This is a genomic window from Raineya orbicola (assembly GCF_002843425.1).
GTDB classification, from domain to species: Bacteria; Bacteroidota; Bacteroidia; order Cytophagales; family Thermonemataceae; genus Raineya; species Raineya orbicola.
This window is the reverse complement of sequence record NZ_NKXO01000049.1, coordinates 1-17,597: the sequence shown is the minus strand read 5'-3', so window position 1 is coordinate 17,597 and position 17,597 is coordinate 1. Positions and strand designations below refer to the sequence as shown.

Sequence of the window (17,597 nt, the reverse complement as noted above, 5' to 3'; positions counted from 1 at the left end):
ATGCCAATCTGATAAATATTTTTGCAAAACAGCTAACATTTCATTACCTTTGCGTAAAGCTTTCCCTTGTGTGTGAGCCATATAAACTTTGTTTTTTCTCTCAACAATTATATGGCTCTTTTTTTACTTTTTCAAACTAAAAATTTTGTCGGAGGACTGAATTTTTTTTGCTCTATGAAACTCGTTCAAAGTATGAAAGCAAGCAAAATCACTTTGCAGAGTAGCCCTAATGTACAAATCTTGTTGAGGGTTGCAAAAACCAAAAATAATTTCGTCCTTGTTTTGCGAAAAACAAGTAGCCAGCTCCATTCCTTTCAAGATAGGTTCAATTTCTTGCGTAAAAGCACGTAAGAAGTAATAATTTTGGTGCATCATCTGATACGGAGTTATAGATAGATATAAGACATAAGAAACAAAATTAACGTTTTTCAGGCTTTTAAGGAAACCTTTGGGGCTAATTTCTGCCTTTTACAAAATTTATCTACCCTTTTTGCGTTTTGAAAAATATAAACGCTGTAAATATATGTTAAAATCAATACTTTTTGTGCTTTTAGCAATAAGTGTGCAAGTTATTTTTGCCCAAGACCGCATTACAGGCAGAAACTTTGCTACACGTTCAGAAGTAATCGGGCAAAATGGAATGGTTGCTACCAGCCATCCACTTGCTACGCAAATAGGTTTAGATATTCTTAAAAAAGGCGGTAGTGCCGTTGATGCCGCCATTGCCGCCAACGCCGCTCTCGGACTTATGGAACCAACTGGCTGTGGTATCGGAGGCGATTTGTTTGCTATTGTATGGGACGCCAAAACACAAAAACTCTATGGGTTAAATGCTTCGGGCAGGTCGCCGAAAAGCCTTACTTTGGAATATTTCAAACAAAAAGGATACACCTCTATTCCTTCTTTTGGTGTTTTGCCTATCAGCGTACCTGGGGCGGTAGATGGTTGGTTTGAACTACACAAAAGGTTTGGTAAATTAAAAATGCAAGATATTTTACAACCTTCTATTGAGTATGCCGAAAAGGGTTTCCCTGTTACTGAACTGATTGCACAATATATGCAAGCATCTTTCAATCGCTTTCAAAACAACCCGAATTTCAAAGAAACCTACACTATTGCTGGCAAAGCTCCACAAAAAGGTGATATTTTTCGTAATCCTGCACTTGCCAATACTTACCGAAAAATTGCTAAAGGAGGCAGAGACGAATTCTACAAAGGAGAAATTGCTAAAATTGTTGCAGAGAGTGTAAAAAAACAAGGCGGATTTTTAAGTTACGAAGATTTGGCAAATCATAAATCAGAGTGGGTAGAACCGCTTTCTACCAATTATAGAGGCTACGATGTGTGGGAATTACCGCCCAACGGACAAGGTGCTACGGTTTTGCAAATGCTTAATATTTTAGAAGGATTTGAGTTCAAGCCCGAAGATTTTGGCACAACTCGCCATATTCATCTTTTTACAGAAGCCAAAAAGTTAGTATTTGAAGATAGAGCCAAATACTATGCCGACCCTGAATTTGCTAAAATTCCAATCAAACAACTGATTTCCAAAGAATATGCCCAAAAACGCCGCGAACTCATTCACCCCAACCGAGCTAACTACAATTTTATAGCAGGTGAAAATTTTGCCCAAGAAACCATTTATCTCTGCACCGCTGATAAAGACGGCAATATGGTTTCTTTGATACAAAGCAACTATCGGGGTATGGGTTCGGGGGTTATTCCTGATGGCTTGGGCTTTATGTTACAGAATAGAGGCGAGCTTTTTTCTTTGCAAGAAGGTCATAATAACGTCTATGCTCCGCAAAAAAGACCTTTTCACACAATTATTCCTGCATTTGTTACCAAGAATGGCAAACCTCTTATGGCTTTTGGCGTAATGGGAGGTGATTTTCAGCCATTAGGACACGTGCAAATCATTATGAATATCGTAGATTTCAAAATGAATATCCAAGAAGCGGGTGATGCCCCTCGTATTGACCATTACGGCTCTACCGACCCCACAGGAGCAGAAAAAAGAGATACAAGGGGAGGTACAATAACATTAGAAAGTGGTTTTGGGTACGAAGAAATCCGAAAACTTATGCAAATGGGGCATAAAGTAGGATTTGCATTAGGTAATTATGGAGGCTATCAGGCTATTTGGTACGATAGCGAAAAAAAAGTTTATTATGGAGCTTCTGAAAGCCGAAAAGATGGGCAAGCGGCTGGTTACTGATGTTTTTAGATAGAAGTTGTTTAGGATTAAAAAAAGATTTCCAAAATACTTTTGAATTGTGCTTGATAAACCACACCTTAATCCTCTATTTGGAAAGGAGAGGAGATTAGATATTCCTAAAATTTTGATTTTTAGGACATAAAATTCCCCTCCTCAATGAGGAGGGGGGTAATCCAATATGTATAATTCGTTTTTTTTAGTCATAGGTAAAAATAGCAAAGGCTTCTTAAATGAAGCCTTTGCAAAAGTTTTATAATTTCACAAATTCTACTCGGCGATTATTGGCTTTGCCTTGCGGAGTGTTGTTGCTATCCACAGGTTCAGAAGCACCTTTGCCGTCTGTTTCCATACGAGAAGCCTCAATGCCAAATTGTTTAGTTAAGGCATTTTTTACTGCCAAAGCACGTTTTTTGGAGAGTTCTAAATTATTTTGAGCGTTCCCGTCGCTATCGGTATGTCCGATGATCTTTACACGTACATTAGGATTTTCTTGCAAAACAAGTCCTATTTCACGAAGCACACCATAAGAATCAGGTTTGATTTTATCGCTTCCAACATCAAAAGTAATTCCTGTGGTAGTGAATTTACCTTCGGTGATGAGTTTATTACGCGTATCAGGAGCCCCCACAGCCAAGCGTAAATTAGCAACAAAATAGCTATCGTTTCCTTGGTACCCTCCTGTTGTGAAAAGAATACGATTATATTTTATGTTTTCCTCAAAGGCTTTGGGTATGTCTAAAATCTTTTCTTGATTTACATATACACGCAGGCGGGTTTTTTGTCGCCAAACTGCCACGTGTACTTGGGTAGCTCTTTGGTGATGGAAACTTTGAAAATCAGCCTCATTTTTTACGGTTTCTTGTCCGCCTTGATACACCCAGATGCCTTTTCTACCTTGCTGTCCGCCTGCTGATTGTGGGTGCAAACCTACTCTAACGCCGTTTTGCTTGCTACCATAATAACGCCATTCATTCATAAAGGTTTTATCTTTAACATTGGTAGCGGCAAAATTAGCAAGAAACCAAGTAGAGTAAAAACTAAAACCATTGTTACAGGCTAAATCAAATTCAAAAGTAAAGTTTTCGGGCAAGTTATTGATAAATTCGGGATAAAGTACGGTTTCTGCACCTATTTTGAGCCAGCGTGTAGAGCTATTGCCTAATGTAACAACTGCTCCAGTTCCGTTGGTGTTCCATTTTGCAGGAAAATCTCCGATAGCATCTTGGGTGAAATCCTCCACTGCAATGACTTTTTCGCCCGAAACAAAATCAAATTTGGTATTTACTTGAAAATCTGATGAATTACCTGCGTTTTGTGAGCTATTATCGCTGTTGCTGTTGGATTGTTGGTTATTGTTATTGTTGTTTTGTGAATTATCGGAATTATTCTCACTTTTTTTCTTTTTCTTTTTGAACATATTGCCTACGCCCTCTTCGGCTTTGTCAAATACTCTATCTATGCCTTGGTCAATACGAGTATTGGTACGTTGTTCTGCTTTTCTTTTGGCAGTACGCTTAGGGTCTATGATTTGCCCATTGCTTGTCAGAGCTAAACATAGATACACGAATGAAAGTAAAAAAGATATTTTTTTCATAAAATTGCCATTTTATTTTGATTACGTAATTTGCAAGGAATATGTTTCAAATTTAGGCAATTTTTTTGAAAAAAACTTTTTTTGACTTACAAATTTTCCAAATCATCTTTTTCTACTTCGTAGCCTTCTATTTTGTAGTCTTTATCGGCAGGAGGGATTTCTATTTTTTGAAAAAGATTTTCAATTTGAGAGGCATATTCAGCAGTATCGTCCAAGAAAAAATGCAATTCGGGCATAATACGAATTTGTTTGCCAATTCGCCTCACCAGTTCGCTTTTGATGTATTTGTGTTTCTCTTCTAAATCGGCAAGAGCAGATTTTTTATCTTTTTCGTTTAGAAAACTTACATAGATTTTAGCAACTGATAAATCGGGGCTTATTCGTACCAAAGTAACCGTGATAAATTTACCTTCAAACATTCCTTTGGTATCTGCTTGAAAGATTTCAGCCAGCTCTCTCTGAATAAGCCGAGCTACTTTTTGTTGGCGTTTGCTTTCCATAAAGGCTTAATTTTACAAAAACAAAGTTAAAGAATTTGGCTTGAATTTTTTAGATTTTTATTGAGAGTTTATGCGGTTTATTTATGATTAGGGATAGTAGTTGATAAGATTTTTCAAAATATTCTCACCTTCTTTCCTTTTAGGTCATTTTTTAAGTAACGAATAATCTCTTTCAAACTTTTTTTTCTGAAAGGTTTCAATGACTTTTTTACTTGATGAACTCTTTGGAAGTTGCGAATAAAAAGAAAAAAAGCACGAATGAAATACTTATCTAAAATCAAACATTTCAAACAGAAGTAAAAGCTTAGTTTTATGCAATAAATCAACAAATCTATTCCTTCAAAATGCAAGTAATGTAAAATAAACTTATTACGTTTAGCAATGATTCTAACTTTTCGGGAGGGTTCTTTTTTTATAGTAAAAGAGCCTAAATGCCTACAAGTAGCCTTGGGCTCATAGTAAATTTTATACCCTGCACGCCAAGCGGTAATGCCTAAGTCAAGGTCTTCTCCATAGTAAGGACTGAATAAATGATTAAATCCTCCTAACTCTACGAGTTTATTGCGATTAGCAAGCATATTAGCCCCTGATGAAAAAAAAGAATATTGCCAAGTTGCTTCTTTTTGCGAGTTATCAGTCTCTATGAGGTAATTTCGTGTCCCGTTTATGCTCCAAAATGATACATCAGGATATTTAGCGGTGTCTTGTATGGTATCATCTTCCCAAGCTAAAATTTTACCCATTACTGCAAAAGTATCTTTCGCTTCAAAATATTGAAGTAGATGTTGAAAATAGGCTTGCTCTAACTTTATATCGGTATTCATAATAAAAACAAGCTCTTTTTGAGCTTTGTAAATTCCAGAATTTGTATTTGAAGCAAAACCTTTATTTTCTTTATTTTTTATAATGATAACTTCGGGAAAATTTTCTTCTAAAAAAACGACAGAGTCATCAGCCGAAGCATCGTCAGCTACAATTATTTCAAAATCTTGTATAGAGGAACTTTCAAGAGCTTTATACAGAAAAGGCAAGTTTTGTGCAAGTAAGTTTTTCCCGTTGTAATTCGGTATAACAACCGATATACTTTTTTGCATAGCAAAGAGTTCTTTTTGATAGAGATAAATTTTTCGAGTATTGAGTTAAGTTCAGTTGTTGTTTTCTTGTAAAACTGAGTTATGAGCTTAACTAATTGAATTTAAGATGTTTGCAAAAAAAGTTTAGAGCAATTGTTAAAAGAGTTATATTTGTATTTGTACTTTTCTAATAACTAAACTAATAGTCCTATGAAACAACTTGCTCTAAACCCTACAAAATTAGTAGAAATTTGTGTATCTGTAGACGATTTTCTGAAAGAATTTAACCTTATACTGCAAGCACACCTTGTCAGAAAAAAATGGACGAAAATTGTTGCAAAATAGAGCATTCAAGGCATAAAAGTCCTAAAAATTTCTGATGCACTTGTGGGTAGGTATGGTTGCATATATTTTTTTAGACCAAAGACCTACTATTAACGAATGCTACAATGATTATGACAAAGTTGTACTTTACAAAGAATTTGCAGTATAACTCACGTTGACTACAATTTTTTATTCATAAAATTTTTTCAAGTATACCGGATAGCAATCCTTTTTCAACGATCGTGTAATTTTTTTAATAAAGTAACTTTTCTGATAAAACCATTTCTATCTATTCCTTTTTCAGGTAAATACAAATCATTATCCATTTCAATTTCTAATTTTATTTTTTTAGTTGTAGGTAATGCAAATTCAATAAGGAACACGTCATCAGGTTTAGTACTATAAAAATCTTTAATTACATCCCCATTTATCAATACTTTAAAATGCACCCCTTCATTATTAATAAGAGAACCTTCACTAAAAATTTTTATTAAATATTTACCTTTTGGTAAAAAATTCTCAAAAACTGTAATTATTTGATTAGTTATAAATTCTATGCGTTTAGAAGTATAAACTTGAAGGTATTCAATTTTATCATATGAAGTGCCTTTCAAAAATAAAATTGTAGGATTGATATGAGGAGTTTGTCTTAAAACAACATCTTCGTCGCAAAACATCGGATTACCTGCAATACTATCAATAGTTTCGTACTTTTGACTAAGAAAATTCAAAGTGTCTGCTTTAACTAATGAGTTTTTACTTATGTTAAAATATTTAGTTGTTACTAGAATGTTACATTGTTTAGATGCACTATCAATATCTTTTTGATTGAAAAAAATAACAGGATAAGTGATTTTTTTTAAGTCATATTCAGATATTTGTAGGTCTTTTGCTATTCCAACAATAGCATTGCCTTGAAACTTATTTTTTATTATCTCCTCTAAGCGTTGTATTGATTGTGTTCTTGTATCTTTATTTTGATATCTTTCTATGGAGTCTTGATAAAAATGCAAAAATTCGGGCAGAAATAAAAAATATATTCCTATAAAAATTATTATTAAAGGTATAAGTTTTAAAAATTTATGGGATATTACTTGAACTAACTCATTGATTGTAAGAGCAAAACCAATAGAAAGATACGGATATAGCATCATAAAATTTCTATGATAAGCAACTTTTTGATAGCTCATATAGATTAGATATGTAAAAAAAGGAATAAATATAATCCAGTATTTTTCAGAAATATTAAATCTGATAGTTCCCCCTTGTATTTTTACAAATGAAAATAAAATAGAAATCCAAAAACCATAGAAAATTATAATTCCTAAGTCTTCTTTTGCTACATTTAATTGAAAAGAAAAATGTTCCCAACCAGGTTCTTTGGAGAAATGTCCTCCGCCTGTCTTGTATATTTCTATTATCCATTTGTTCCAATTAACATAGTTTTCTGTATCAGTGATTATATTAGGGTTCCATAATAAAAAATTCATAACAGCAACCAAAAATAGCTTCAAAAGAATTGAATAGGTTTTTATTCGCTTTAAGTCTAAAAGATACTTATGGTTGAGTAGAAAAGCCAAAAAAGGATTTACAAAAGCTAATATGCCACTTAATTTAGTAGCCATAGCCATAGAGGAAGCCCAAACTGAAACGTATATATATATAATTTTTTTGTTACAGTGATATTTGAGAGAAAAGTAACAACTTGCTAAAAACCAAGTAACCATCGGAATATCAACATTAGCGAAAGTAGAATGTTCAAGATATTGATAGGAGGTGAAAGAAAGAGCCAAAGGAGCAATGAAAGAAATTATATTATTGGAAGTATAAGTTTTACTGATGAGATAAATTAGTATTAAACTCAATAAGGCATATAAAACTACTACTATTCTGCCAATTAGTATAAATTCAGGATGAGAAATTGTTCTAAACTCCTCCTCAATATTAGTTTTTATTTCGTTTTTATTTTTTATTTTATCTGTTATTTGCAAGTACCACAAGTAAATAGCATCTAAAGCATAAATTGTATTTCTCATAACCCCTCCGTAGCATATTTCAACGTATTTTGGTTTTAGGTCTCCTCTTTTGAGCATATTGAGAGCAGATACACTTAATAATGGTTCGTCCCAGTGATATAAGTAAGGAAGGCCCGTGTTAATTCTTGTTCCAAGAATAAAAGCATAACAGATTATTAAAACAAAAACTAAAAATTTGCTTAGCTTTGTGCTCATATGTAAATAAAGCCCTAAATGAAAGCTATTGTTTTTACAGATTTTGATGGTACTCTTTCGCACAAAGATAGCTTTTTTTTATTTCTGAAATACTATTTTGGGAAGAGAAAGCTTTTTATAGGAATACTAAGCAATATTAGTGTTATTATTCTCTATAAAATAAAACTACTTTCAAATGAAAAAGCTAAACAAAAAATATTCAAATATTTTTTTCAAGGTGAAAAATTTGAGATTTTCACACAAAAAGCAGATTATTTTGCCGAGTTTCTTTTACCCACAATTCTCAAACCTGCTGCCATACAAGTAATGCGAGAGCATATTCGTTTAGGACGAGAAGTAGTAGTAGTTACGGCATCTTTTGAAAACTATTTGCAAAAATGGTGTAAAAAGGAGGGATTTTCGCTGATTGCTACAAAAATTGAGGTGCAAAATGAAACCTTAACAGGGAACTTCGCCTCCGCTAATTGTTATGGAATTGAAAAAGTAAGAAGAATAAAAGAAATATTTGATTTAAGTAGTTTTTCTTTGATTTATGCATACGGCGATACCAAAGGAGATAAACCTATGTTATCACTCGCTCATTATGCCTATTACAAGCCTTTTTGATATTTGACCGAGATTATGAAAACATATTTCAAGCTACTAAGAGTACATCAATGGGTAAAAAATACCTTTATATTTTTACCTGCTTTTTTTGGCTTCAAACTAATAGAAATTGATGTTTGGGCAAAATTACTTCCTACATTCTTATCTTTCTGCTTTACAGCGAGTTGCATCTATATTATCAATGATTACTTTGATATTGAAGCCGATAAAAAACATCCTGTTAAAAGGTTAAGACCATTAGCTTCAGGCAAAGTTAAATTATCATCTGCTTTTATTATAGCTTTTTTTCTAATTTCTTCTGGAATGCTTATTTCCTATTTCATAGACTCACAATTACTGCTCATACTTTTATTATATTTTTTTATGAACATAGCCTATTCAAAATTTCTGAAAAAAATTGCTTTGATTGATATTGTTATTATAGCATTAGGTTTTTTCTTGCGAATTAAAGCAGGAGGTGTTGTGGCAGGAGTAGAGCTTTCTAAATGGATAATCGTTATGACTTTTTTACTTGCTCTTTTTCTTGCTTTCGCTAAACGTAGAGAAGATGTATTATTAATGACCAGAGAAAACTTAAATGTAAGAGCCGCTATTAAAGGTTATAATTTAGAATTTATTAACGCCGGGATGGTAGTAACAGCATCAGTTATTTTGGTAGCTTACTTAATGTACTCACTTTCAAATGAATTAGTAGATAGAACAAGTAATAATTATTATTTTTCAACTTTTTGGGTAGTGCTTGGTATTTTACGATATTTTCAAATATCTTTTGTAGAAGAGAAAAGCAGTGAACCTTCTAAAATTTTATTTAAGGATAAATTTATCTTATTCGTAGTTGTAGCTTGGCTTATTACAAACTTCATTTTAATTTATGGATAAATTAAGCAACAGATATTTAGTCAGTCTTTTGCGAAAGCAATTGCCAGATACTAACTTTATCAATAAGTTAAAAATTTTATACAGACCATACGTTTGTCCCTTCAAGGAAATTCTACAACTTATTCCTCCGGAAAGCTGTTTGATGGATATAGGTTGTGGGTCAGGAATGTTTTTAATGCTAGTTGCTGAGCTTTGCCAGCCTAAAAAAATAGCGGGAATTGAAATTAGTGAAGAACTCGTTAAAAATGCCCGTTATCTTATTAGCTGCTACCCTATTCAGAGTCAAATAGAAAAGTATGATGGTAGTTCCATTCCTGATTTTATTGCAGAATACAATATGATTACAATGATAGATGTTTTCCATCACATTCCTACTTTTCAGCAAGAAACATTCATAGAACAGCTTTTTAGTAAAATGTCCAAAGGTAGCCAATTATTATTTAAAGATATAGATGCTTCGGCTTTTCCTTGGATATACTTTAATAAGATACATGATTTTATTTTTGCAGGAGAAATAGGTAAAGAATGGACTTTTCAGAAAACTATTGATTTCTTTCAAAAAATAGGATTCAAATTAAAAAAAACAACACGAATGAGAACATTTGTATATCCTCATTTTCTACTATGGCTTGAAAAATAATTTTACTTTTCTTCTCTTGCCATTTCACGTTTGATATCGCGTTCTTTGATGGTTTCGCGTTTGTCGTAAAGTTTTTTACCTTTGGCAAGGGCAATTTCCATTTTAGCCCAGCCTCTCTCATTGATAAATAAACGTATAGGAACAATGGTCAAACCTTTCTCTTCCAAGCCTTTTTCTAATTTACGAATTTCCTTCTTTTTTAGCAGTAATTTTCGCTTTCGCAAAGGTTCGTGATTGTAGTGAGTGCCTTCGCTATAAGGAGAAATGTGCATTTGTATCACCCAGATCTCTCCATCTTCTACATAGCAATAAGCATTTTGCAATTGTACTTTGCCTTGTCGTACAGACTTAATCTCTGTTCCTGTTAGGACAATCCCTGCTACGAAAGTTTCTAAAAAATGATAATTGAATGAAGCCTGTCGGTTTAAGATATTAACCGTTTTATGAATTTTCTCTTTTTCTTTACTCATAAAAAATGCAAAAATTGACCCGCAATTTAGCAATTTTTGGGGTTGCTGTAAGAGAAAAGCTAAAAATTCCGTAATTCAATCATTTTCGTTCGCATACGTTTAAAAGGTAAAAATTGCTCTTCAAGAGTTCGGGTGAAGGGTACGGGCGTATCTAAACTACCTTCCCGCATAATAGGAGCATCAAGATATTTGAACAAATGTTCGCTTATCCAAGCAGAAATTTCCGCCCCTATGCCTCCTGTGAGGGTATCTTCGTGAACTATCAAAACTTTGCCTGTCTTTTTCACCGATTCAGAAACGGTATCTTTATCCCAAGGCAGTAAAGTTCGCAAATCTATCAAATCGGCGGAGATATTGAGTTCTTCAAGTAATTGTTTTGCCCAATGCACGCATAAACCATACGTGATGATAGTCATTTCGTTGCCTTCACTTATTAATTTTGCCTTCCCAATAGGACAAGTATAATAATCGTCAGGAATTTCATCAGAAATAGAACGATACAAATATTTGTGTTCAAAATACATCACAGGGTTGGGGTCTTCAATAGCGGCATTGAGCAAGCCTTTGGCATCATAAGGATTAGAAGGATACACAATTTTGAGCCCTGGCGTATGAAAAAACCAAGCCTCATTAGATTGCGAATGAAAAGGACCTGCCGTAGTATTCGCCCCCGTAGGCATACGGATAACCACATCAGCATTTGCCCCCCAACGATAATGCACCTTGGCTAAGTAATTGACAATTTGATTAAAAGCACAAGTTACAAAATCAGCAAATTGCATTTCTACCATTGCTTTGTAACCTTTGAGCGAAAGCCCCATTGCCGCTCCTACAATCGCCGATTCGCAGAGAGGCGTGTTTCTTACTCTTTCTTTGCCAAATTCTTGTACAAAGCCTTCTGTAATCTTAAAAACTCCTCCATATTCAGCAATATCTTGTCCCATTAGCACCAAATTGGGATATTTTTGCATAGATTGACGCAAAGCATCACTGATAGCATCTACAAAACGTTTCTGTGAAATGCTCGGTGCTTGCGGGGGAATGATTTCTTGTTGATATGGAAAATAAACATCTGCTAACTCTTTTTCTTCGGAGGCAGTGGGGTAGGGTTCTGCAAAAGCAATTTCCAAGTTCTCTTCAATTTCTTGCTTAAAATGCCTCTTGATTTCGTGTATCATTGTTTCGCTCAAAATACCCTGCTCCAAAAGGTAATTTTCATAATTGCTGACGGGGTCTTTGGTAGCCCAAGCGTCTAAAAGTTCTTGGGGGACATACTTGGTGCCAGAGGCTTCTTCGTGCCCTCGCATACGGAAAGTAATGGCTTCTACAAGTACAGGACGCGGATTTTTACGAATATCTTTGGCTAATTTGCTAATAAGGTCATAAACAGCCAAAATATTGTTACCATCCACTTGGTGCCCTTCAATACCATAGCCAACAGCTTTATCTACCAAATAATCGCAACGATATTGTTCGTTGTTAGGGGTAGAAAGTCCGTAGCCATTGTTTTCAATCAAGAAAATTACAGGTAAATCCCATACGGCGGCAACATTGATAGCTTCGTGAAATTCGCCTTCACTACTTGCTCCATCGCCTGTATAGGCAAGAGCAACCTTTTTTTCTTTGGAAAGTTTATGAGCCAAAGCTACTCCATCAGCTACCGACATCTGCGGACCTAAATGCGAAATCATACCTACAATATGATGCTCCAAAGTTCCAAAATGAAAGGAGCGGTCTCTGCCTTTGGTGTAGCCATTTTCCTTACCTTGCCATTGGGCAAAAAGCCTATGCAAAGGCAAATTGCGAGTAGTAAAAACGCCTAAATTTCTGTGCAGTGGGAATATAAATTCGTCGTTTTCTAATGCCATTGTAGAGCCTACGGCAATAGCCTCTTGTCCTATTCCCGAAAACCACTTGCTAATTCTGCCCTGACGCAACAAAATCAGCATTTTTTCTTCTATCATACGAGGCTTTACAAGAGCCTTGTATAGGTTGATAAGCGTATCGTTATCAAAGGAATATTTATGGTAATTCATTAGATTTGTCATACGAATTGAGCTCAATTTTTTGCAAGAAAGCAAGTTTTTAAGAAAATCACAAAAGAAAAGGGGAAACTATCCCGAAAATACTTTCAGGATAGTTTTACACATCAATATTGGCGTATTTGGCATTTTTTTCAATAAATTCGCGACGAGGGGCGACTTCATCACCCATTAGCATAGAAAATAGGTGGTCGGCTTCGGCGGCAGATTCAATGGTAACCTGTTTGAGCAAACGATTTTCGGGGTTCATAGTGGTTTCCCAAAGTTGTTCGGGATTCATTTCGCCTAAACCTTTGTAGCGTTGAACATTGACACTTTCCTCTCTGCCTTCGGCAAGTTCGGCAATGGCTTTGCGGCGTTGCTCCTCTGTCCAGCAGTAAATTTGTTTTTTGCCTTTTTTTACCAAATATAAAGGGGGTTGAGCAATGTACAAGTAGCCTTGTTCAATGATTTCACGCATATAACGGAAAAATAGCGTAAGGATAAGGGTACGAATATGGCTACCATCTACATCGGCGTCGGTCATTATGATAATCTTATGATAGCGTAATTTATCTAAATTCAAGGCTTTTTCGTCAAATTCACCTGATTCATCTTTTTTGCCAAAAGTAATTCCCAAGGCTGTAATAATGTTTTTAATTTCTTCGCTATCATAAATTTTGTATTCTTGGGCTTTTTCTACGTTCAGAATCTTACCTTTCAGGGGCAGAATAGCCTGAAAATTACGATTTCTGCCTTGTTTAGCACTACCGCCTGCACTATCGCCCTCTACGAGGAAAATTTCGCAAAGCGTTGGGTCAGATTCAGAGCAATCGGCGAGCTTACCGGGCAAACCTGTACCCGAAAGTACATTTTTACGTTGTACCATTTCACGAGCTTTACGGGCGGCGTGGCGGGCTTGGGCGGCAAGAATTACCTTTTCAATGATAAGTTTAGCAACTTTGGGGTTTTCCTCCAGATACGACTCTAAATTTTTGCCTACAACACTTTCAACTGCCCCTCTTACTTCTGAATTACCAAGTTTAGTTTTGGTCTGACCTTCAAAAAGTGGTTCAGCCACTTTTACAGAAACTACTGCGGTAAGTCCTTCACGAAAATCGTCGCCTGTAATATCAATTTTCAATTTTTCCAACATTCCATTTTTTTCAGCATAATTCTTTAAGGTTCGTGTAAGAGCGGCACGAAAACCAACAATATGCGTTCCTCCTTCTAATGTATTGATATTATTGACATACGAGCAAACATTTTCGTTGAAAGAGGTATTGTACTGCAAAGCCACCTGTACAGGAACTTCGCCTTTGTCATCTTCAAAATAAATAGGTTCAGGAATGAGCTTTTCGCGGGTATCGTCTAGATACGCTACAAATTCTTTCAGACCGCCTTCGGAATAAAACTCCTCAAAAAGGGGATTGCCTTTTTCATCTTTTTCACGCAAATCGGTGAGTGTAATGCGAATACCTTTGTTTAAGAAAGCAAGCTCTCGCAAACGTGTAGCAATGGTTTCATACTTGTATTCGGTAGTTTGAAAAATAGAAACATCGGGCTTAAAATGAACTTTGGTACCTGTTTTATCCGTTACGCCGATTTCACGCACCGCATACAAGGGAACGCCTTTGCTATATTCTTGCTCAAAAATTTTACCTTGCCTGTGTACGGTTACGTGTAAGTGTGTAGAAAGGGCATTTACGCAAGAAACCCCAACCCCGTGCAAACCACCTGAAACTTTATAGCTTCCTTTATCAAACTTTCCGCCTGCGTGAAGCACGGTCATCACAACTTCCAAGGCGGAACGCTGTTCTTTGGGGTGTAAATCCGTAGGAATACCTCTGCCATTATCTTGCACCGAAACAGAGTTATCTTCGTGAATAACTACATCAATTTTATTGCAATAACCTGCCAGAGCCTCGTCTATGGAGTTATCAACTACTTCCCAAACCAAATGATGCAAACCACGTATGCCTACATCACCAATGTACATACCCGGACGTTTGCGAACAGCCTCCAGACCTTCCAACACTTGGATATTTTCGGCGGTATAAGAGTTTTGCACTTGCTCGGCTTGTGCAGGATTTTCTATCAAATTACTCATAGGTTTTGATTAAGATTTCGGAATTTTCAAACATACAAAGGTAGGAAAATTTTAGGAAAGAAAAAAACAAAAAACCTTATGGCTTGCAAAAACCATAAGGTTTGAATTGGGTAAATCTGAAGCCTTTTTTAAGCGATTTCAATAGTTCTTACAGGTTTTTTCTTGGCTTCTTCTTTTTTGGGGATAGTGATGTGTAATACTCCGTTTTCGTAGCTGGCTGAAATTTTGTCGCTATCTACGCTATTAGGCAAAACAAAACTTCTTTGGAAACTGCTATAACTAAACTCTCTGCGAGTGTAGTTAGCTTCTTTTTCCTCTTTTTCATTTTTACTTTCGGAGGAAATTGTTAGTACGTTGTGGTCAAGGTTGATGTTGAAGTCTTCTTTGTTTTTACCGGGAGCGGCGAGTTCTACGGCGAAAGCGTTTTCATCTTCGCGAATATTTACCGCAGGCACAGTTGCCAAAGGTGAATTTTTTAGTCCCCAGTCGTTGGTAAAGAAATCATCAAAAATTGATGAGAAAGTGGGGAATAGCGAGCTGTTTCTTTTTACGAGTGTCATAGTTGTAAAAGGTTTAGGTTGAACATTCTTTTTTAGGTTTTTCATTTACCTTTATAGCGAAATGTTTGCCAAACCTTTTTTACTTGCATTTCGGCAGGTTTTTATAAAAAAAATCAGACAAATTGTCTTATACTTTGAGTTGAAATAAAATTTTAAAGACAAAAAGTCAGTAAAACCAAGTAGTCCGATAGTCAAACTCGTGAATATTGGAGTCCAGCACTTTACCATTTTCGCATTTAAGCACGCGAGCAGGGTATTTTTCAAGGAATTGGTAATTGTGTGTAGCCATTAGGATTGCTGTGCCGCTTCGGTTGATTTGCACAAAGATTTCCATAATTTCATCGGCTACTTGTGGGTCTAAGTTTCCTGTGGGTTCGTCAGCGAAAAGAATATGAGGTTCGTTGATTAAGGCTCGGGCAATCACGACCCGTTGCTGTTCGCCCCCCGAAAGCTGATGAGGCATTTTATTGCCTGCCGCTCCCAAACCTACTTTCAAAAGTACTTCCGAGAGTCTTTGTTTGATTTTAGAGCTATCTTTCCAACCTGTGGCACGCATTGCGAAAAGTAGGTTTTCTGTTACGGTTCTATCCATAAGTAGCTGAAAATCTTGAAAAACTATTCCAATTTTTCGGCGGAGAAAGGGGATAGTTTTGCGAGGAATTTGGTACAATTGAAACCCCGCCACGGTAATATCTCCACTATACAAGGGCAAATCGGCATAAAGAGTTTTGAGTAAAGAACTTTTACCGCTTCCTGTTCTGCCTATCAGATACACAAATTCACCTTTGGCGATTTCAAAGAAAACATCACTCAAAACCACGTGTTGTTTCTGAAAAATAGTGGTATCTTTTACTGAAACCACAGGCATATTACTGAAACTCATAATTCCAATTTTTGTAACTTACCAAAAGGCAGATTTTCAATGATTTTCTGTAATTCTGCTTCTTTGCCTTGCAAGTTAAACTTTTCTAAATTTTTTAGTGGTCTATCGGCACGAAAATATGCAATGAGTACGAAATTTTCATCTCTTAGCTGAATATAATCAGGGATTTTTGCCTTTCCTTTTACTTTGATGATATACATTTTTTTGAAATTTAGGTGCAAGAAGCAAGGTAAGAGAGGTTTTCAGGAAACAAATTTAGCAAAAAATATTTCAAATATCTAACGAAAAAGCATAGAAAAGGTTTGAAAAGGTTTTCAAAATGTCTTTATGATTTTGTAAAAAGTTTGTTACCAAATTTAATTTTGTGTAACTAAAAACAGCCTTTTTTTACAATAAAATGATGATTTTGTAAAAAAGGTTTCAAATTGAAATAAAGGCAAGCATCTAAATTTGCCAAGGAACCAAACTCATATTTTTATGAACAGATGTATTGCCACTATTGTACTATTTTGTAGCTTGGTTTTGAATGTCTTTGCCCAAAATGTAATTTATTTGGGTGTGGGTTCAAATATTAGCAAATCTGCTGAAATGCAAAAAACTGCCGAAGAACTGGCTCAATATCTTTCGGAAAAGTTGGGCGTGCAAGTGAAACTCAACTCGCTCAAGCCGGGTAAAACTATTGAGCAAATTCAAGAGGGCAAACTTGATATTGCTTTGATGAATACGTTTGGCTATGTGATTGCTTCATCAGAAGCGAATATGGAGGCTTTGGTGGTTGTGGCAAATGAGAAAAAAGAGCCTATCAGCTATCAGAGTTGTATTTTGGCTCACCCTTCTACTCAAATCAAAACCTTTACGGATTTGAAAAATGAAGCAACAAAATACATATTCGGATTTGTAACTGCTTCTTCTACTTCGGGGCATTTAGTACCTCGTTTGTATTTGAATAAGCAAGACTTACAGCCTGAAATTTCTTTCCGTGATGTTACTTTTGCAGGCTCGCACAAAGACTTGATTGAAAAAGTAAGTCAAAATGAAATAAAAGTAGGAGCTACTTCTTACACTGATTTAGAGGAACTTGTAAAAGTAGGGAAATATCAGATGTCAATGTTTAATATTGTTTGGATTTCTGAACCTATCACCAACGGACCTGTGAGCGTAAGAAAAGATTTAAACCCAATGCTCAAAAAGAAATTGCAAGAAATTTGGCTCAATTTGCCTACGGATAATCCTACACTAAACGCCAAAGTAGTAAAGTTTTGGCATAATACGTCAGCAAATTCTCTTTATATTCCCGCCCAAGACAAATTCTACGATAGTATTCGCAATATGGCAAATTCAATGGAGGAAATTAGTGTTTTAACGTGAATTATAAGTCTAACTTATTGTTTTCAAGGGATTTAAATAAAAAAACTTAGGGTAATTGAAAAAATGATTAACTTTGAGTTGTACTTTTTAAATATTTAATCATATGAGTCAATTACCTCT

17 protein-coding genes are annotated in these 17,597 nt (G+C 35.3%); 6 read left to right on the top strand and 11 right to left on the bottom strand.

Annotated features, from left to right (window positions below):
- Positions 1–123: 123 nt before the first annotated feature.
- Positions 124–375 carry a hypothetical protein gene (locus Rain11_RS12315; RefSeq protein ID WP_101359676.1) on the bottom strand — a complete coding sequence of 84 codons (252 nt, stop codon included), beginning with the start codon at positions 373–375 and terminating at the stop codon, positions 124–126.
- A gap of 148 nt (positions 376–523) precedes the next feature.
- Here Rain11_RS12315 and ggt point away from each other — a divergent pair, with 148 nt between their 5' ends.
- Positions 524–2,218, top strand: coding sequence for a gamma-glutamyltransferase (gene ggt / locus Rain11_RS12310; RefSeq protein WP_101359675.1), 1,695 nt, complete (start codon positions 524–526; stop codon positions 2,216–2,218).
- A 250-nt stretch (positions 2,219–2,468) separates the two neighbouring features.
- Here ggt and Rain11_RS12305 read toward each other — a convergent pair whose 3' ends face one another.
- The 3 genes from Rain11_RS12305 to Rain11_RS12295 form a co-directional block, all read right to left on the bottom strand.
- Positions 2,469–3,812 carry an OmpA family protein gene (locus tag Rain11_RS12305; RefSeq protein ID WP_101359674.1) on the bottom strand — a complete coding sequence of 448 codons (1,344 nt, stop codon included), beginning with the start codon at positions 3,810–3,812 and terminating at the stop codon, positions 2,469–2,471.
- An 86-nt stretch (positions 3,813–3,898) separates the two neighbouring features.
- Entirely contained in the window at positions 3,899–4,312 is a 414-nt protein-coding gene (gene rbfA / locus Rain11_RS12300; RefSeq protein ID WP_101359673.1) for a 30S ribosome-binding factor RbfA, read from the bottom strand.
- A gap of 113 nt (positions 4,313–4,425) precedes the next feature.
- The gene (locus Rain11_RS12295; RefSeq protein WP_101359672.1) at positions 4,426–5,406 is read right to left on the bottom strand and encodes a glycosyltransferase family 2 protein; all 981 of its coding nucleotides are present in this window, start codon (positions 5,404–5,406) and stop codon (positions 4,426–4,428) included.
- 189 nt (positions 5,407–5,595) lie between these two features.
- Here Rain11_RS12295 and Rain11_RS14170 point away from each other — a divergent pair, with 189 nt between their 5' ends.
- Positions 5,596–5,730 (top strand): hypothetical protein, encoded by a 135-nt coding sequence (locus Rain11_RS14170; RefSeq protein WP_262502184.1) that lies wholly within the window; start codon positions 5,596–5,598, stop codon positions 5,728–5,730.
- Between the two features lie 212 nt (positions 5,731–5,942).
- Here the strand turns inward: Rain11_RS14170 and Rain11_RS12290 are convergent, their stop codons facing one another.
- Positions 5,943–7,802, bottom strand: coding sequence for a glycosyltransferase family 39 protein (locus Rain11_RS12290; RefSeq protein WP_165778137.1), 1,860 nt, complete (start codon positions 7,800–7,802; stop codon positions 5,943–5,945).
- Between the two features lie 156 nt (positions 7,803–7,958).
- Between Rain11_RS12290 and Rain11_RS12285 the strand changes: the two genes are divergently transcribed.
- Genes Rain11_RS12285 through Rain11_RS12275 form a run of 3 tightly spaced genes read left to right on the top strand, consistent with a single transcriptional unit; the run spans position 7,959 to position 10,065 of the window.
- Positions 7,959–8,546, top strand: coding sequence for an HAD-IB family hydrolase (locus Rain11_RS12285; RefSeq protein ID WP_101359670.1), 588 nt, complete (start codon positions 7,959–7,961; stop codon positions 8,544–8,546).
- A gap of 15 nt (positions 8,547–8,561) precedes the next feature.
- Positions 8,562–9,425, top strand: coding sequence for a UbiA prenyltransferase family protein (locus tag Rain11_RS12280; RefSeq protein ID WP_101359669.1), 864 nt, complete (start codon positions 8,562–8,564; stop codon positions 9,423–9,425).
- Complete coding sequence (locus tag Rain11_RS12275) at positions 9,418–10,065, top strand: class I SAM-dependent methyltransferase (RefSeq protein WP_101359668.1); 648 nt, start codon at positions 9,418–9,420, stop codon at positions 10,063–10,065. Before Rain11_RS12280 ends, Rain11_RS12275 begins: the two co-directional genes overlap by 8 nt.
- A gap of 2 nt (positions 10,066–10,067) precedes the next feature.
- Here the strand turns inward: Rain11_RS12275 and smpB are convergent, their stop codons facing one another.
- From smpB to Rain11_RS12245, 6 genes are all read right to left on the bottom strand, one after another.
- Positions 10,068–10,535 (bottom strand): SsrA-binding protein SmpB, encoded by a 468-nt coding sequence (gene smpB / locus Rain11_RS12270; protein WP_101359667.1) that lies wholly within the window; start codon positions 10,533–10,535, stop codon positions 10,068–10,070.
- Positions 10,536–10,594: 59 nt separating this feature from the next.
- The gene (locus Rain11_RS12265) at positions 10,595–12,583 is read right to left on the bottom strand and encodes an alpha-ketoacid dehydrogenase subunit alpha/beta (RefSeq protein ID WP_243390592.1); all 1,989 of its coding nucleotides are present in this window, start codon (positions 12,581–12,583) and stop codon (positions 10,595–10,597) included.
- A 94-nt stretch (positions 12,584–12,677) separates the two neighbouring features.
- Positions 12,678–14,666: a DNA topoisomerase (ATP-hydrolyzing) subunit B gene (gene gyrB / locus Rain11_RS12260; protein WP_101359665.1), complete on the bottom strand. Its 1,989-nt coding sequence runs from the start codon at positions 14,664–14,666 to the stop codon at positions 12,678–12,680.
- A 128-nt stretch (positions 14,667–14,794) separates the two neighbouring features.
- Positions 14,795–15,226: an Hsp20/alpha crystallin family protein gene (locus tag Rain11_RS12255; protein ID WP_101359677.1), complete on the bottom strand. Its 432-nt coding sequence runs from the start codon at positions 15,224–15,226 to the stop codon at positions 14,795–14,797.
- Positions 15,227–15,392: 166 nt separating this feature from the next.
- Positions 15,393–16,109 (bottom strand): cell division ATP-binding protein FtsE, encoded by a 717-nt coding sequence (locus tag Rain11_RS12250; RefSeq protein ID WP_101359664.1) that lies wholly within the window; start codon positions 16,107–16,109, stop codon positions 15,393–15,395.
- Positions 16,106–16,309 carry a fructose-6-phosphate aldolase gene (locus tag Rain11_RS12245; protein ID WP_101359663.1) on the bottom strand — a complete coding sequence of 68 codons (204 nt, stop codon included), beginning with the start codon at positions 16,307–16,309 and terminating at the stop codon, positions 16,106–16,108. Before Rain11_RS12245 ends, Rain11_RS12250 begins: the two co-directional genes overlap by 4 nt.
- 277 nt (positions 16,310–16,586) lie before the next feature.
- On the opposite strand from Rain11_RS12245, the gene Rain11_RS12240 reads away from it, so the two are divergent.
- Positions 16,587–17,477 (top strand): phosphate/phosphite/phosphonate ABC transporter substrate-binding protein, encoded by an 891-nt coding sequence (locus Rain11_RS12240; RefSeq protein WP_101359662.1) that lies wholly within the window; start codon positions 16,587–16,589, stop codon positions 17,475–17,477.
- Positions 17,478–17,597: the final 120 nt, after the last annotated feature.

Bases quoted from the DNA above. Each gene is read 5' to 3' on its own strand.
- Rain11_RS12250 (WP_101359664.1), bottom strand. From the start codon at position 16,109: ATGAGTTTCAGTAATATGCCTGTGGTTTCAGTAAAAGATACCACTATT.
- Rain11_RS12315 (WP_101359676.1), bottom strand. From the start codon at position 375: ATGATGCACCAAAATTATTACTTCTTACGTGCTTTTACGCAAGAAATT.
- Rain11_RS12265 (WP_243390592.1), bottom strand. From the start codon at position 12,583: ATGACAAATCTAATGAATTACCATAAATATTCCTTTGATAACGATACG.
- gyrB (WP_101359665.1), bottom strand. From the start codon at position 14,666: ATGAGTAATTTGATAGAAAATCCTGCACAAGCCGAGCAAGTGCAAAAC.
- Rain11_RS12285 (WP_101359670.1), top strand. From the start codon at position 7,959: ATGAAAGCTATTGTTTTTACAGATTTTGATGGTACTCTTTCGCACAAA.
- Rain11_RS12275 (WP_101359668.1), top strand. From the start codon at position 9,418: ATGGATAAATTAAGCAACAGATATTTAGTCAGTCTTTTGCGAAAGCAA.
- Rain11_RS12305 (WP_101359674.1), bottom strand. From the start codon at position 3,812: ATGAAAAAAATATCTTTTTTACTTTCATTCGTGTATCTATGTTTAGCT.
- Rain11_RS12245 (WP_101359663.1), bottom strand. From the start codon at position 16,309: ATGTATATCATCAAAGTAAAAGGAAAGGCAAAAATCCCTGATTATATT.
- Rain11_RS12290 (WP_165778137.1), bottom strand. From the start codon at position 7,802: ATGCTCAAAAGAGGAGACCTAAAACCAAAATACGTTGAAATATGCTAC.
- ggt (WP_101359675.1), top strand. From the start codon at position 524: ATGTTAAAATCAATACTTTTTGTGCTTTTAGCAATAAGTGTGCAAGTT.
- Rain11_RS12295 (WP_101359672.1), bottom strand. From the start codon at position 5,406: ATGCAAAAAAGTATATCGGTTGTTATACCGAATTACAACGGGAAAAAC.
- smpB (WP_101359667.1), bottom strand. From the start codon at position 10,535: ATGAGTAAAGAAAAAGAGAAAATTCATAAAACGGTTAATATCTTAAAC.
- Rain11_RS14170 (WP_262502184.1), top strand. From the start codon at position 5,596: ATGAAACAACTTGCTCTAAACCCTACAAAATTAGTAGAAATTTGTGTA.
- Rain11_RS12280 (WP_101359669.1), top strand. From the start codon at position 8,562: ATGAAAACATATTTCAAGCTACTAAGAGTACATCAATGGGTAAAAAAT.
- rbfA (WP_101359673.1), bottom strand. From the start codon at position 4,312: ATGGAAAGCAAACGCCAACAAAAAGTAGCTCGGCTTATTCAGAGAGAG.
- Rain11_RS12240 (WP_101359662.1), top strand. From the start codon at position 16,587: ATGAACAGATGTATTGCCACTATTGTACTATTTTGTAGCTTGGTTTTG.
- Rain11_RS12255 (WP_101359677.1), bottom strand. From the start codon at position 15,226: ATGACACTCGTAAAAAGAAACAGCTCGCTATTCCCCACTTTCTCATCA.